Source organism: Streptomyces griseochromogenes, assembly GCF_001542625.1.
In the GTDB taxonomy this organism is placed as follows: domain Bacteria; phylum Actinomycetota; class Actinomycetes; order Streptomycetales; family Streptomycetaceae; genus Streptomyces; species Streptomyces griseochromogenes.
In genome coordinates this window covers 10,536,225-10,551,458 of the sequence record NZ_CP016279.1, presented here as the reverse complement: position 1 = coordinate 10,551,458, position 15,234 = coordinate 10,536,225, and the positions used below count along the sequence as shown (strand labels likewise).

The following is a 15,234-nucleotide window of genomic DNA, read 5'->3' as shown; positions in this document are numbered from 1 at the left end:
ACTGAGTTGAACGAGATCAAGACGGACTTCTGCATCGTGGGAGGCGGCCCCGCCGGTCTCGCCCTGGCGCTCATGCTGCTGCGCTCGGGCGCCCGCGTGCTGGTCGCCGAGCGGTCCCTTTCCCTCGAACGCGAGTACCGCGGCGAGATACTCCAGCCCGGTGGGCTGCTGCTGCTCGACCAGCTCGGGGTTCTGGAAGGCGCCCAGAACCGGGGGTGTTTCCGGCACTCCAAGTTCCGGTTGGTCGAGGGCGACCGTACCCAGCTCGACATCGACTACCGCAAGCTCCCGGAGCCGTACAACTACCTCCTGAGCATTCCCCAGCGGCACCTGCTCAGCGAGCTCCTTGACCGGTGCCGTGCATACGAGGGCTTCACCCTGCTCGCCGGGGGCAAGGCCAGCGCGCTGCGGGAGGAGGGCGGAGCGGTCAGGGGGATCCTGGCCAAGGGCCCCGAGGGCGAGTTCACCGTCCACTCCCACTGTGTGATCGGCGCGGACGGCCGCTACTCCAAGATCCGGCGGCTGGCCGACATCGAACACGAGCGGAACGACGTCTTCGACTTCGATGTCCTGTGGTTCAAACTCCCCGCTCCGCCGCCCACGGACCGCGATCCGGATGTGCAGATCTTCCGCTACGAAGGCAGCCCGGTCATCGTCTACCACTCCTGGCCCGGCAGTGTGCAGATCGGCTGGACCCTTCCCCACAAGGGCTACCGGGAGGTCGCGAAGCACGGCATCGAGCACGTGCGGGAGGAGATCGCCAGAGCGGTCCCGCCCTACGCCGGCCTGATCCGCTCCGGGCTCACCAGCCTGCACGACCTCACGCTCCTGGACGTTTTCGCGGGTGCGGCGAAGAGCTGGGTGCGCGACGGGCTTGTCCTCGCCGGTGACAGCGCCCACACCCACAGCCCGCTCGGCGCCCAGGGCATCAACCTCGCCCTCCAGGACGCGGCGCTCCTGCACCCCGTCCTCATGGAGTCGCTGCGCGAGAACACCGCCGATGCAGGCTTCCTCCGGCGCTACGAGGACGCTCGCCGTGGCGACATCGACACGGTGATGCGGATGCAGGTGATGCAGGCCAAGGGGATGTTCGCGCGAGGCAGCGGTCCCGCCGCCGTGCTGCGGCCGCTGATCGGCAAGCTCATCACCAAGACCCCCATCGGCATGAAGATCACCCGCCGGATCGCCTACGGCCCCACGCCGGTACGGGTGCGGACCGACCTCTTCACGACCGACTGACCAATCCCCCGATCCGACTGACCGAAGGAGTCAGAATGCGCTTGATCGATCTTTCCTCACCGATCGACGCGGTCGGCTGGGAGCCCGAGCCGATCTCCCACACGGTCATGACCCCGGCCGAGGGCGCCGTGCACATGAGCGAGGAGATGCGCGAGCACTTCGGCATCGACTTCGACCCGTCGGTGCTGCCCGACGGCGAGCTGCTCTCCATCGACACCCTGAGCCTGACCACGCACACCGGGACGCACATCGACGCGCCGTCCCACTACGGGTCGAAGGGGCCCGACGGGGCGCCGCGCCACATCGACGAGATGCCGCTGGAGTGGTTCCACAACCCGGGCGTCGTCCTGGACCTGACCGGCCTGGAGCCGGGTGCGGTGGACGCCTCGTACGTGGAGAAGGAGCTGGCCTCCATCGGCTACACCCCCAGCGCACTCGACATCGTGCTGCTGAAGACGGGCGCCTCGGAGCTTGTGGGTACCCCGAAGTACTTCACCGACTTCGTCGGGCTCGACCGCTCGGCCGTGCACCTTCTCCTCGACATGGGCGTGCGGGTCATCGGCACCGACGCCTTCAGCCTGGACGCGCCGTTCACCGACATGATCGGGCGCTATCAGGCCGGCGGGGACCGCGGGGTTCTGTGGCCCGCCCACTTCGCGGGCCGGGAGCGCGAGTACTGCCAGATCGAACGGCTGGCGAATCTCGACGCGCTGCCGCGTTTCGGTTTCACCGTGTCCTGCTTCCCCATCAAGATCGTCGGTGCGGGGGCGGGCTGGACCCGTGCCGTCGCGATGATCGAGGACTGAGGCCGACCGCGGCGGCGGCCCGCCCCTGGACGGAGAGATCCGGGGGCGGGCCGCCGCCGCGTGCCTCAGGCGCGTAGCGCGGCCTCGCGGAGGTCGCGCCGTACGATCTTCCCGTTGTGCGAACGCGGGATGGCCTCCACGGCCGTGACGCGCTCGATCCGCTCGTAGTACGGCACCTGGCCGTTGACGAAGGCCGCGACCTCCTCGACCGGCGTGGCAGGGTCCGACAGGACGACGAGCGCACGGGCGACGGCGCCGCTCTGCTCGTGCGGGTAGTCGAAGACCACGCACTCGCGCACGGCGGGATGGCGGGCCAGCACGCGCTCGATCTCCGTGGGCGACACCAGCCAGTTGTCGTGCTTGAACACGTCCTTGAGCCGATCCACGAGGAAGAGCCGGCCCTCCTCGTCCTGGTAGCCGAGGTCGCCGGTGGAGAACCAGCCGTCGGCGTCCAGCGGCGACGACAGACCGAGGTATCCCTTCATCAGCTGCGGGCCCCGGACCTGAACTTCGCCCTTCCTGCCCGCCCCCAGTGTCGTCCGGAGGTCGACGTCGACGATCCGGCATTCGGTGTCGCCGACGACGTGCCCGACGGAACCCGGCACCGGAGCGTCAAGGCGGTCGGAGTGTGTCAGCGGAGACGTCTCGGCCAGCCCGTACCCCTGGGCCACCGGAACGCCGAAGTGGGCGGAGAGCGTACTCGCGGCGGCCACCGGCAGGGCCGCGCCGCCGGACTGGATGCCCCGGACGGTCGTCAGCGCCAGACCGGGCAGCCGGGGGTCCTCGGCCAGTCTGATCAGTCGCACGGGCAGGCTGTAGTAATGGGTCGCGCCGTGCCGGTTGGCCGTCTCGACCGCCACCGCCGAGTCGGGCGCGGCGCACAGGATCTGCTCCGCGACCGCGTGGACGCCCGCGTTGAGATGCATCGGGTGGAAGTTCGGCAGGTGGTTGAGCATCTTCGAGTCGGCGTCCAGGCCGTGTGCGTCGGCGATCTGGGCGGCGTTGACCACCAGGTTGCGGTGCGTGAGCTGCACGCCCTTCGACGGGCCGGTGGTCCCGCTGGTGAACTGGACGCACACCACGTCGTCCGGATCGTGGTCCTTGCGGGCTCCGGCGGCGGGGCCGTCGGCGTCGGCGCGCAGCAGTTCGTCGAAGGCGGGGCTGCCGAACTCGATCAGCCGCTCCACGGCCGGGGGCAGGCCCTCGGCGTCCTCGCCGAGCCGCTGGGCGACCTCGGGGGTGGAGATCAGCACCCTGGCCGCGGACAGGGTGAGCACGTGCCGCAGGGCGGCACCGCGCAGCAGTGGGTTCACGATCGCGACGACGCACCGGGCGCGCGCGATGCCGTAGTACGCGGCCGCGAACGCCGGGTCGAGCGTGGAGACAAGGGCGACCACGTCACCGGGCTCGGTGAACCGTGACAGCCCCGCCGCACACGAGCTCGCGGCCGCGTCCAGCTCACGAAAGGTGACGGTGCGGTCCGCGGTGACGATTGCGGCCCGGTCCGGCGCTTCCTCGGCGGCGTCGAGCAGTAGCGCGTCCAGCGATCGGTCTGATCTGGCGGACACCATGAATCGGACTCCTTCTCACAGAAGCGAACGGTTGGCCGACCCTTCTTAACCGCCGGGCGGCGAGCGCCGTTCGAAGGCCGTTTGAGCGGCGGGCCGTCGCGTCGACCTCCCCTGGATCCACCCTCCAATCACCCTGCGAATCCTGAGGGGGGCAACTGGAACAAGGGCGAGAGACCTGGGGAACGCATGAGTGACGAAGCGGACGGCCCGACGCAGGTACTGATCGCGGGCGCCGGACCGGTCGGGCTGACGACGGCGTACGAGCTCCACCGCCGGGGCGTCCGGGTGCGCCTTGTCGACGCCGCCGACGGGCCGGCCACGACCAGCCGCGCCGTCGCCACACACGCCCGCTCGATGGAGGTCTACGACCAGATGGGCCTGGCCCCCGCGCTGCTGGCCCGTGGCCGGCGCATGCAGGCGTTCAGCATGCACAAGGGCGGCACCCGGCTGGCCCGGATGGGCGCCGACTACAGCGCGCTGCCCACGCGTTATCCGCAGACGACGCTGCTGGAGCAGGCGGGCACGGAGGAGGTCCTCCGCGACGCCCTGGCCGCACGCGGTGTGAAGGTCGAATGGGGCGTGCGCCTCGGGACGTTCACCCAGGACGACCGAAGTGTCACCGCGACCCTGCACCACGCCGGGGGCGACGAGGAGACCGTCGAGGTCCCCTGGCTGGTGGGCTGCGACGGTGGCCGCAGCCACGTCCGCAAAAGCCTGGGGCTGCGCCTGGTCGGGGACTCCACCGAGACCTGGCTGATCGCCGACGCCGTCATCGACATGGACGTCCCCGACGACAGCATCCACTGGCTGCACGTCGAAGGCGGCACGATCATGGCGGTTCCCTTCCCGGAGACCGGCAAGTGGCGGCTGCTCGACACAGTGGACGTGGACTACGACGGTGACCCCGCCGAGGTCGCCGCGCGGTTCTCGCGCAAGCTCGCCAAGGGCTTCGGCGTCCGGGCGGTGGTGCACGAGCCGAGCTGGGTCTCGGTGTTCACGATCCAGCAGCGGATGATCGAGAGGATGCGGGTGGGCCGGTGCTTCGTCGCAGGCGACGCCGCCCACGTACACAGTCCCGCTTCGGGCCAGGGCATGAACACCGGCGTCCAGGACGCCTTCAACCTCGCGTGGAAGCTCGCGATGGTAGTGCGGGGCCAGGCGGACCAGGAACTGCTCGACAGCTACGCCGTGGAACGCGTTCCCGTCGGCCGGACCCTGCTCGGCGCCACCAAGAAGGCCACCGCCCTTGTCGCCCTCAAGGGAGCCCTCCAGGAGGTGATGCTGCCGGTCGCCTTCGCGGTCGTCAGGAACGCCCCGCCCCTCAAGGGCCGCATCGAGCGGAAGATCATGGCCGCGATGTCGGGGCTGAAGCTGTCCTATCCGCAGAGCCCGCTCACCACGACAGATCCGGGCGGTCACCTGCCGCGGCCGGGTGAGCGGGTCACCCGCATGACCGAGGAGGACGCGCGACGCTCCCCCGGCTGCGCCGCCCTCGTCGAGGCGCTCCGCGATCCCCGCTGGACCCTGCTGGTCTTCCCCTCCCCGTCCGGTGCGGCCGGTGCCCCCGACGCCGCCGAGACCGTACGCGGGGCAGACTGGCTCTCGGTGCGCGTCGCCACGGCCGACCTGCCCGACCCGGACGGTGGCCTGCGCAACGCGCTGGGGGTGGGGCGCGAGGGGTGGCTCCTGGTCCGGCCCGACGGCTATGTGGCCGCGCGCGGTGATCGTGTCACGCCGGACGCCCTCCGCGCGGCGACGTCCTTCGGCTGGCGGGTGACGACGCCCCGGCCGGAGGGACACGGGCCCGCCTGACCCCCGGCACGGGGTGCTGCTGCCGCAGCGCCCCGTGCCGGGCAGGGCGCTGCGGGCGGACGTATGGCTGCCCCCGTCCGGCGGGGGACCTGGACGGGGGCAGCCGGCTCGGGGTGGCTCAGGCCAGGTCGTCCCGGGAGACCCGGCGGTCCTGTACGAGCCAGCCGTCGCCGTCGCGGACCAGCCGGTCCACGCACAGCGTGCTGACCCGGATCGCGGCCTGACCGCCACGCGGAGTCTCGATCACCAGGGCGTAGCAGCGGGCGTTGGCCGACCGCTCGTCGACCGGCTCGACGGAGACCATGCCGAGCCAGTGCCTGCGCTGTACCCCCTTGGCGGCGTACTCCTCGGTGGCCCGTGCCGCCGCCGCGGTGATGGCGGCGCGGCCCACGACCGGTTCGGGGTGGGCGTTGGCGGCGAACACGCCGTCCTCGGTGAAGGTCCCGGCCCACTCCTCGACCCGGCCGTCGTCCAGGAGCTGCATCTGCTGCGCGTAGAACTGCTGGACTTGGTGGTAGAGCGTGGCGGCGCTGACTGGGGTCGCCTCGTCCGTCGCGGTCATGGGGTCCTCTCTGCACACGGTGAACTCGCTTGTCCTGTACCGATGATGGGCGCTCGGCTTCGTAGCGCTTTCGAGAACCGGTCGACCGGCGGGCGTCCATCGCTCCTCGAACCCGTTTCAAAGGCGTCGCGACATGCTCGGTCTCGATCATTTCTTCGAGAGGAGTACGAGCATGACAGGCACTGAGCAGAGGGTCGCCCTGATCACCGGGGCGACCAGCGGCATCGGCCTTGCGGCGGCGCGTGAGCTGGGCCGGGCCGGTCTGAAGGTCTTCATCTGCGCACGTGGCGCCGAGGCCGTGGAGCTCACGGTGAAGGAGCTGCGGGCGGAGGGCTTCGACGCCGACGGCCGCACCGCGGACGTGCGCGATCCGGAGAGTGTGCGGGCCTTGGTGGGCACGGTCGTCGAGCGCCACGGCCGCGTCGATGTGCTGGTCAACAACGCCGGCCGCAGCGGCGGCGGCGTCACGGCCGACATCGAGGACGAGCTGTGGGACGACGTCATCGCCACCAACCTCACCAGCGTCTTCCAGGTCACCCGCGCCGTGCTGAAGCAGGGCGGGATACGGGAGCGCGGCTGGGGCCGGATCATCAACATCGCGTCCACGGCGGGCAAGCAGGGCGTGGTCCTTGGGGCCCCGTACTCCGCGTCGAAGCACGGCGTCGTGGGCTTCACCAAGGCGCTCGGCAATGAGCTGGCCCCCACCGGGATCACCGTCAACGCCGTCTGCCCCGGCTATGTCGAGACACCCATGGCCCAGCGGGTGCGCGCCGGGTACGCGGCCGCGTACGACACGGACGAGGCGGCGATCCTCGAGAAGTTCCAGGCGAAGATCCCGCTCGGCCGCTACTCCACCCCCGAGGAGGTCGCCGGCCTGGTCGGCTACCTCGCCTCCGACACCGCCGCCTCCATCACCTCCCAGGCGCTGAACGTCTGCGGCGGACTTGGCAACTTCTGAGCCGAAGGGAATCACTTCATCATGACCGTTCGTGAGGTCGAGCACGAGATCACCGTGCGCGCAGCCGCCGCCGAGGTCTACCGCCTGATAGCCGAGGTGGAGAACTGGCCCCGGATCTTCCCGCCGAGCGTGTACGTCGACCACGTCGAGCGCGGCGAGACCGAGGAGCGCATCCGGATCTGGGCCACCGCCAACGGCACGGCCAAGAACTGGACCTCCCGCCGCACACTGGACCCCGCGGCGCTGCGGATCGCCTTCCGGCAGGAGGTCCCGGCCCCGCCGGTCGCCGCGATGGGCGGGACCTGGATCATCGAGCCGCTGTCCGGGGAGGAGTCCAGGGTCCGGCTGCTGCACGACTACCGGGCCGTCGGCGACGACCCGGAGAACCTGCGCTGGATCGACGAGGCCGTGGACCGCAACAGCCGTTCCGAGCTCGCTTCCCTGAAGGAGAACATCGAGCGCGTCACGGAATCGGCCGAGCTCACGTTCTCCTTCGAGGACACCGTGCGCATCGGCGGCTCGGCGAAGGACGTCTACGACTTCCTCAACGAGGCGCAGCTGTGGACCGACCGCCTGCCGCACGTCGGCCGTGTCGTCCTCACCGAGGACACGCCGGGCCTGCAGACCCTGGAGATGGACACCGTCGCCAAGGACGGCTCGCAGCACACCACGAAGTCGGTCCGGGTCTGCTTCCCCCACCGCCGCATCGCCTACAAACAGATCACCCTGCCCGCCCTGATGATCCTCCACACCGGCTACTGGGAGCTGGCCGAGGACGGCGACGGCGTCCTGGCCACGTCCCAGCACACCGTCACCCTCAACACGGCGAACATCACGAAGATCCTCGGTGAGGCGGCCGGTGTCGCCGAGGCGCGGGAGTTCGTGCGCGGAGCGCTGAGCGCCAACTCCCGTGCCACTCTGGGCCACGCCAAGGCATACGCGGAGGAGCGCCGCGGCTGAACCCGACGGGTGCCGGCGGAGCGCTCTCCGTCCAACGGCCCTCCAACACGCTTTGAACCTCACGGGCGATGCTCGCCCATCACACCCTTCAGTCCGCGAAAGGCGACAGCCATGGCCGACAAGCCCGCTGAGGAGCAGACTCCCAGCAAGCTCTTCACCGTGATCAACACCTTCACCCTCAAGGACCCCGCAGGCGCACAGGAGTTCGAGCGCCGGTTCCTGGAGCACGTGGAGTGGATGCGCGCGCAGGAGGGCTTCCACGCGCACCAGGCCGTACGCGTCACCGAGCGCCCCGACGTCTATGTCAACCTCGGCTGGTGGCTGGAGCCCGAGGCGTTCCAGCAGGTGCTGCGCAGCGAGGTGTTCCAGTCGCACGCCAAGGAGTTCCACCAGCTCGTCGACGTCGCCGCCGACCCGTCCATGAACGTGCTCCGGATCGAGGCGGGAGACCTCACCGACGCGGTGATCGTCATCGAGCACCTGACCACCGAGGCGGGCGCGGAGGAGTTCGAGCGTACGTACAAGGAGTACGCCGAGGCCGCGCACGCCGCGACCGGCCTCGCCCGCCTCGACCTGGCCCGTGCCCTGACCCGGACGGGCGCGTACACGGCCATCACCTGGTGGCGGTCGGAGGAGGACCGCCTCAAGGCCCGGGAGAGTGCGGAGTTCGCCGCCGTCGGCAAGGTCGCGGAGGTGCGCTCCGAGCGCACCGCGCACGTGGCACGGAACGGCGCCGCGGGGAAGTAACCGCCACTCACGGTGTCCATGGAAGAGGGCCAGGCGCACCGCCTGGCCCTCTTCCATGTGCGCGCCGGGTGCGGGCCGTCAGCCGCTGACCTCGTCCGCAAGGAAGGCGAACGACTCGGCGCCGTCGAGGGCGGCCGGCGCCGTGGCGAGCGCCGCGCGGAAGGCGTCCTCGTCCCGCCACCAGGTCAGCAGGTAGCGGACGTCCTCCTCGTCAGGCTGTACGAGCTGGTCCGCCAGGAAGCCGTCCAGGCCGTGCAGGGCCTGGACGGGGTTCTCCTCGGTGGCGGGCAGCTCGGTCAGCGCCACGACCGCGTACGGCACGTCGGGGAGGCCGCCCGCGATCGAGTCGCCATTGACCTTGTCGTGCCGGGCCAGGGTGAAGTACTTGATGCCCACGTTCCGGAAGAAGGCGGGGTCGCTCATCATGGCCTGCCGGGCCTCGGAGTCCCGCCACCAGGTCAGCTGGAGGTACCGCCCGGACGAGGCGGTGGACGAGGCGAGGCCGGCGCGGAGCGTGCCCTCCGCCGCCTTGGCGGCGGCAACGTACGCGGGGAAGAGCGCTTCGAACTCGGCGCCCTTGGCTGCGAACTCGGTCTTGAGCGTGAAGCGGGCGATCGAGACGGCCTGGCCGCCGGTGGGGTGGGACATGATCAGTGGGACCTTTCGTAGGACGGGGCGGTTTGCTCCGTGTAATTCCGTACGTACTTGTCGAGCACAGCGCGGTGATAGTCGGGGCCGAAGCCGATGTCCTGGACGGACGGCAGGAGCCGGCGGAGTTTGCCGATCGAGACCGGCTGGGCGGCGCCGGCGGCGTCCAGGAACTCGCGCTCGGCACGGACGCCGAGGCAGGTCTCGATGTGGCCGACGATCTCCTCGACCGGCGCCGCGCGGCCGGAGGCGACGTTCACCACCTCACGGGCGACGCCCGTGCTCAGCAGCCCGTCGACGATGTGCACCACGTCGCTGACGTCGATCAGATCCCGTCGCGCGCCGCGGTAGATCCTGACCGCGCCCGAGGCGACCTGCCGGGTGAGCGACGGCAGGAGCTGGTGAGCCGGCTGGTGCGGACCGACCACGTGGGCGAGGCGCAGGATCAGATAGTCGAGGCGTGAGGAGGCGAGGACCGCTTCCAGGGCGAGCTTGTGCCGGCCGTACGCCGTCGCCGGCCGGACCGGTCCGGATTCCCGTCCCGCCTCGCCCCGCAGCGAATACATGCCGGTGGCAGCGGTGGAGAACAGCACCAGTCGCTTGCCGCGCTCCTCGCAGTGGCCGATGGTCTCGTAGAGGAGATCGGCCTCCCGGCCGAACTCGGCCTGCGGGCTGTCCCCTGCCGCCGACACCCCGGCCGCCAGCAGAACAACCCCGGGGTGGGCGTCGGCTATCGGCCGCAGATGCCTGGCGAGGAAGCCACGTCCGATGATCTCCATGTCGTTTCACCTTCGTACTGGGCGCTCGTCACGCGGCGAGCGCTTCGAGGTCGGGAACGAGGTCCGCGGGCGCGGGCATGGCCTCCACCGCGTCCCGCAGCACCCCCGCGGCCTTGCGGTGGCGGTCGTCGCCCAGCAGATCGAGCGCCGCCTGCCGCACCAGGCGCGGATTGTCCTGATCCGCCGCGTCCTCCAGCGCGATCGCCGCCCCGGCCGCCACGATGCGGTCCGCGTGGAAGAACTGGTCGGCGATCTGGGGGAGTATCAGCTGCGGTACCCCCACCGCCGTGGCGGTCATGGCCGTCCCGGCACCGCCGTGGTGGACGAGCAGATCGCAGCCGGCGAGGAAGAGGGACAGCGGGGCGGGATCCACCAGGCGTACGCTCGCCGGCAGTTCGCCGAGCGCCTCCCGGTACTCGGGGGCGACGGTGACCAGGACCTCCAGGTCGTCGAGGCCGTCGAAGGCATCGATCACGTGCCGGAACAAGGGCACGCCGTTGAGGAGCAGGGTCTGGTTGCCCAGGCTCACGCACACCCGCCGCCGCTCACCCCGCCGGGCCCAAGACGGCAGCCGCCCGTTGCCGTTGAAGGGAACCGGGCGGATCGGCACACCGGCCGCGGCCTCCGGAAGCTGGAGCTCGGGTGGGCAGGGGTCGAGGACCAGCGCCGACTCGGGCAGCCCGCCCAGACCGAGCTTCTCGCACAGGGGGCCGAACATCTCCGCGGCCATCCCGCCCAGCGGTCCGCTCAGCGGGTCCACACCCCAGCGGTGCCGGACGTGCGGGACACCCAGCGCCCCGGCGACGACCGTACCGGCGAAGTCGATCTGTTCGGAGACGACGAGGTCCGGACGCCAGCGCCGGGCGAAGTCCAGGTACTCGGGCAGCACCACGAGGTCGTCGAGGAACCACTGCTCGCATCCCTGCTCGATGCGGTCGAAAAGGCCGCGCCCGAAGGCCTGGGCGGGGCGCATGCCCTCTGGCAGATAGCGGGCGAGCTGTTCGTTGAAGCCGACCGGCTCGCCCCTGGTGACGGCGGACAGCCCCGCGGAGAGGGGCGCGGCCGCCATGTCGGGACGCCCCGCACCCAGCACCTCGTGCCCCGCCGCACGCAGCGCCCAGGCGAGCGGCACCATGGCGGCGAAGTGCGAGGCCAGCGGGGAACTCATCATCAGTACACGCACAGAGGGCTCCGTCTATCCGGCCAGGGCCTCGAGGTCGGGCACGAGCTCGGCGGGGGTGGGCAGGGACTTCATCGAATCGGCAAGCCCCATCGCCGCCTTGCGGTAGCCGTCCTCCTCGAGCAGGGCGAGCACCGCTTCCCGTACGAGCAGCGGATTGTCCTGGTCCGCCGCGTTCTCCAGGGTGCGCCCCGCGCCGAGTTCGGCCAGTCGGCTGCCCGTCTCGAAGTGGCCGATCCACTGCGGCAGGATGAGCTGGGGGATCCCCATACCCAAGGCGGTGAGCATGGTGCCCGGACCGCCGTGGCTGATCAGCAGGTCGCAGCTGTCGAGGAACAGGTTGAGCGGTGTGGGCTCGACGATGCGCACGTGGTGCGGCACCTCGCCGATGGCCTCCAGGTACCGCGACTCGGCCGTGACCAGGACCTCCAGGTGGTCGAGACCCTCGAACGCCTCGATCACGTGCCTCAGCAGCGGAACGCCGTTGAGGAGCAGGGTCTGGTTGCCCAGGCTCACGCACACCCGCCGCCGCTCGCCCCGCCGGGCCCATGACGGCATCAGACCGGCGCCGTTGAACGGCACATGGCGGACGGAGCGGCCCGGCTTGAGCCCCGGCATCTGCAGCTCCGGCGGACACGGATCGAGGATCAGCGACGCCTCCGGGTAGCCGTTGAGGCCCAGCCGCTCACAGGACATATGGAGGAAATCGGACGCCGACGCGAGCCCCGGATCGGTGTAGGCATCGACGCCGAACCGGTGGTGGACGGAGGGGATGCCGAGCGCCTTCGCCACGATCGGGCCGGCGAACTCCAGCTTCTCGGACAGGATGAGGTCCGGCTTCCACTGCCGCGCGAACTCCAGGTAGCGGGGCAGCACATACCGGGCGTGCATCTGCCAGGTCCTCGCCGAGTCCTGGAGCGACTGGGGCGTGGTGGGATCGGTCAGCTCCAGGCGCCGTCGGCCGTCGTGCAGGTGGCGCAGCATCAGGTCGTCGGGGTAGTAGTGCCCGCCGACCTGCGCCATGCTCAGCCCGGCCGATGCCACCATCGGGGCGAGGTCCGGCTGGGCGGCGGCGATGACCTCGTGGCCTGAGGCGCGCAGGGCCCAGGCGAGCGGGACCATGTGGGTGAAATGCGAAGGGTTGGGAAAAGATGTCATGAGAACGCGCATTGACGTCTCGCAATCTCGGAGGCGGAGGGGCTGGAGGGCAGACGACCGATCAGGTGCTACGGGTGTCCCTGCCGCTCAGCGGTCCTTGACCGCGATCAGGACGACGTCGTTGCCGATCGTGACGATGTTGTGGAGCCCGGTGACCCGGAAGCCGGCCTTCTCGACCCAGCTCCGGTATTCGTCGGTGCTGTATTCGGTACCGCCCGTCGTCAGGGCCACCGTGAAGCTGCCCAGCAGGCTGTGCAGGTCGGGGTGGTCGACGTCGAGCATCTGGTCGTAGATCACCAGCGCACCGCCGGGCCGTACGGCCGGGTAGGCCCGCTCGATCAGGGTCTGGGCTCGGTCCGCCGACCAGTCGTGCAGGACGTGCCCGAAGATCACGACGTCCGCTTCGGGCAGCGGGTCGACGAAGAAGTCCCCGCCGTGGAAGCGGACCGAGGCGTCGGTGCCCAGGTGCTTCATGTGCTCGTCGAAGACCGTCTCCACGGCCGGCAGTTCGAAGACGCCGCCCCGCAGATGCGGGTGGGCCCGGACGATCTGCGCGGCCAGATTGCCCCGCGCGCCGCCCACGTCCACGAAGGACTCGTAGCGCTTCCAGTCGAGCAGGTCGGCGAGCTGGGGTCCCACCATGGCGTGCGCCGAGTCCATGTGGGCCAGGAACTTGCGGGCCAGCTCTGGGTTTTCGTACAGCTTCTTGAACGGATCGGGCCCGACCGCACGATCCGACTTGGGCTCGCCGTCGCGCAGCGCCTCCGTGAGCCGGCCCCACATGGGGTAGTGCCGCATCGCGGCGACCCGGCACAGGTCTCCCATGAAGTCCGGCCCACCCGACACCAACAGCCGCTGGGCAGCGGTGCTGTTGGTGTAGGAGCCGTCCGACTTCACCAGGAGTCCGAGCGCCACGAGCGCGTCCAGGAACTGGCCGGACAGACGGGGGTGCAGTCCGATCTCGCTCCGGAGCAGCCGCTCGTCGGCCGGGCCCGCCGCGAGAACCTCGAAGACACCCAGCTCCACAGCGCTGTGCAGAAGTTTGGACTGGGCATAGGCGTTGCTGAGTCGGCCGATCGCCACCGCTTCCGCGATTGCTTCCAGATCCGCTGTCACTTGGGGTGCCTTCCGGTCGATGGATCCTCGTCCACCCATCGTCACCACAATGGTTAGAGGATCCTTCAAGGCCGGATATCGGTCCGCTGGCGCGGCATTACGCCCGCCGCGGGTCGGCCCGTCACTTCTTCTTCCGGATGACGTTCCGATAGAAGCCGATAAGGAAGCAGATGACGCCGATAGCAATGATGAGGGTGTAGATCACCACGGGGCTCCAATCGTTGATGCCGTTGTCTGGGTAACCATGCTGTCCGAGGCGCCCGCACGCCGACAAGGGACATATATGCGGAGCTGGACGGTACAAATGTCTGGCTGACCGGGCGAGGTAAGGGCAACTGCACGGAAGAGAGGTCCGGTCGACGGCGGTCCATCGCGCCTCGAAGTTCCCTCCAATTCCCGACGGGACGATAACGCGGTTGCTGTTCGGGAGTTGTTTCTTATCGCGAGAGGCGATCGGCCCATGTGGGATAATCGCGACGACATCGATTTCGGGCTCTTCTTCTTCGCCGCGGTCGGTGATGAATCGGCCGATACGTATCGGCTCATGCTGGACGCCGCGCGGGAAGCGGACCGGCTGGGTTTCTCCTTCGTCTCGACACCGGAGCGGCATTTCCACAGGTTCGGCGGCGCGTTCCCCAACCCGGCCGTGACCTGTGCCGCGATCGCCGCGGTGACCGAGCGGGTCCAGGTCCGGGCGGGCAGCGTGGTCACGCCACTGCACCCGACCGCCCGGCTGATCGAGGACTTCGCGATGGTCGACGGTATCTCCGGGGGCCGGGTCGGGATCTCGGTCGGCTCCGGGTGGAACGTCAACGACTTCGTACTGGCCAAGGACGCGTACGAGACCCGCAGGGCCCGGATGCTCGACGACATCCACCGGATCCGCGAGGTGTGGTCCACCGGCAAGTGGCGTGCCGAGAACTCCCTCGGCGTCACGGTCGAGTTGGACGTCTACCCCCGCCCGGTCCAGCCCGACCTGGATCTGTGGATCACCGCATCCCGCAGTGAGGAGACCTTCCGGCACGCCGGCGAACTGGGCACCAACCTCCTCACCCACCTGGAGAACCAGGACGTCGAGGCCCTGGGCGCCAAGATCACTGCCTACCGCGAGGCCCGCAAGCTGGCCGGCTGGCCGGACGGGGGCAAGGTGACGCTCATGATGCACACCTTTGTTGCACCGACCGACGAGGAAGCCCGCGACTACGCCGCCCCCTGGCTCAAGCGTTACCTGCTCTCCGCGATCGACCTGGAGGCGAAGGCCGTCGACTCCGGTGGACTGATGAGCGGGGGCAAAGAGGGCAGCGAGTTCATGTCGGTGGGCCACGCCCGCGGCAGGCTGGCCGAACTCGGCGTCAATCGCTACCTCGACGGGCGGTCCCTCATCGGCTCCGTGGAGCACTGCCGCGAGGTCGTACGGCAGGTGAAGAGCATGGGAGTGGACGAGATCGCCTGCCTGATCGACTTCATCGGAGAACCGTGGCGGGTTCTCGACAGCCTCGCCTCGCTCGCCGAGGTGCGTGAACCGTCAGCCGCCGTCGGCGGCTGACGCCGCCGCCCCCCGACCTTCGTCGGCCGGCCCGGCGCCAGCTCATCGACAACCGCAGGAAACCTCATGGTGACCTGCGGTTTTTGCCGTTCGGAGCGAAGTCGCCCGAGTCGTCGTGCGGTTGCCGCCCGGTCGGTCGCATGGGGGTGGCT

Annotated in this window: 14 protein-coding genes; 7 read left to right on the top strand and 7 right to left on the bottom strand. The window is 70.0% G+C overall.

Features of this window, described 5'->3' with window-relative positions; translation table 11 throughout:
• Positions 1–6: 6 nt before the first annotated feature.
• A complete protein-coding gene (locus AVL59_RS46200; RefSeq protein ID WP_067316387.1) occupies positions 7–1,239 on the top strand; it encodes an FAD-dependent monooxygenase in 1,233 nt (410 codons plus the stop codon).
• Positions 1,240–1,274: 35 nt separating this feature from the next.
• Positions 1,275–2,045, top strand: a complete 771-nt coding sequence (locus tag AVL59_RS46195; protein WP_067316385.1) for a cyclase family protein — start codon at positions 1,275–1,277, stop codon at positions 2,043–2,045.
• 65 nt (positions 2,046–2,110) lie between these two features.
• Here the strand turns inward: AVL59_RS46195 and AVL59_RS46190 are convergent, their stop codons facing one another.
• Complete coding sequence (locus tag AVL59_RS46190) at positions 2,111–3,616, bottom strand: class I adenylate-forming enzyme family protein (protein ID WP_067316383.1); 1,506 nt, start codon at positions 3,614–3,616, stop codon at positions 2,111–2,113.
• 186 nt (positions 3,617–3,802) lie between these two features.
• Between AVL59_RS46190 and AVL59_RS46185 the strand changes: the two genes are divergently transcribed.
• Positions 3,803–5,428: an FAD-dependent oxidoreductase gene (locus tag AVL59_RS46185; protein WP_067316381.1), complete on the top strand. Its 1,626-nt coding sequence runs from the start codon at positions 3,803–3,805 to the stop codon at positions 5,426–5,428.
• A gap of 118 nt (positions 5,429–5,546) precedes the next feature.
• On the opposite strand, the gene AVL59_RS46180 is transcribed toward AVL59_RS46185, so the two are convergent.
• Complete coding sequence (locus AVL59_RS46180) at positions 5,547–5,990, bottom strand: nuclear transport factor 2 family protein (protein WP_067316378.1); 444 nt, start codon at positions 5,988–5,990, stop codon at positions 5,547–5,549.
• A 172-nt stretch (positions 5,991–6,162) separates the two neighbouring features.
• Between AVL59_RS46180 and fabG the strand changes: the two genes are divergently transcribed.
• From fabG to AVL59_RS46165, 3 genes are all read left to right on the top strand, one after another.
• The gene (gene fabG / locus AVL59_RS46175) at positions 6,163–6,948 is read left to right on the top strand and encodes a 3-oxoacyl-ACP reductase FabG (RefSeq protein ID WP_067316377.1); all 786 of its coding nucleotides are present in this window, start codon (positions 6,163–6,165) and stop codon (positions 6,946–6,948) included.
• Positions 6,949–6,969: 21 nt separating this feature from the next.
• Positions 6,970–7,908 carry an aromatase/cyclase gene (locus AVL59_RS46170; RefSeq protein WP_067316375.1) on the top strand — a complete coding sequence of 313 codons (939 nt, stop codon included), beginning with the start codon at positions 6,970–6,972 and terminating at the stop codon, positions 7,906–7,908.
• Positions 7,909–8,019: 111 nt separating this feature from the next.
• On the top strand, positions 8,020–8,655 hold the full coding sequence (locus AVL59_RS46165) for an antibiotic biosynthesis monooxygenase family protein (RefSeq protein ID WP_067316373.1): 636 nt from the start codon (positions 8,020–8,022) through the stop codon (positions 8,653–8,655).
• A 78-nt stretch (positions 8,656–8,733) separates the two neighbouring features.
• On the opposite strand, the gene AVL59_RS46160 is transcribed toward AVL59_RS46165, so the two are convergent.
• The 5 genes from AVL59_RS46160 to AVL59_RS46140 form a co-directional block, all read right to left on the bottom strand.
• Positions 8,734–9,303 carry an antibiotic biosynthesis monooxygenase gene (locus tag AVL59_RS46160; RefSeq protein ID WP_067316371.1) on the bottom strand — a complete coding sequence of 190 codons (570 nt, stop codon included), beginning with the start codon at positions 9,301–9,303 and terminating at the stop codon, positions 8,734–8,736.
• Positions 9,304–9,305: 2 nt separating this feature from the next.
• On the bottom strand, positions 9,306–10,082 hold the full coding sequence (locus AVL59_RS46155; RefSeq protein WP_067316369.1) for an NAD-dependent epimerase/dehydratase family protein: 777 nt from the start codon (positions 10,080–10,082) through the stop codon (positions 9,306–9,308).
• A 28-nt stretch (positions 10,083–10,110) separates the two neighbouring features.
• Positions 10,111–11,265: a nucleotide disphospho-sugar-binding domain-containing protein gene (locus AVL59_RS46150; protein WP_079147310.1), complete on the bottom strand. Its 1,155-nt coding sequence runs from the start codon at positions 11,263–11,265 to the stop codon at positions 10,111–10,113.
• A gap of 12 nt (positions 11,266–11,277) precedes the next feature.
• Entirely contained in the window at positions 11,278–12,420 is a 1,143-nt protein-coding gene (locus tag AVL59_RS46145; RefSeq protein WP_237281831.1) for a nucleotide disphospho-sugar-binding domain-containing protein, read from the bottom strand.
• A gap of 87 nt (positions 12,421–12,507) precedes the next feature.
• Positions 12,508–13,536, bottom strand: coding sequence for a methyltransferase (locus AVL59_RS46140; protein ID WP_159400231.1), 1,029 nt, complete (start codon positions 13,534–13,536; stop codon positions 12,508–12,510).
• Positions 13,537–13,996: 460 nt separating this feature from the next.
• Here AVL59_RS46140 and AVL59_RS46135 point away from each other — a divergent pair, with 460 nt between their 5' ends.
• Positions 13,997–15,082 carry a MupA/Atu3671 family FMN-dependent luciferase-like monooxygenase gene (locus AVL59_RS46135; RefSeq protein ID WP_067316365.1) on the top strand — a complete coding sequence of 362 codons (1,086 nt, stop codon included), beginning with the start codon at positions 13,997–13,999 and terminating at the stop codon, positions 15,080–15,082.
• Positions 15,083–15,234 lie beyond the last annotated feature (152 nt).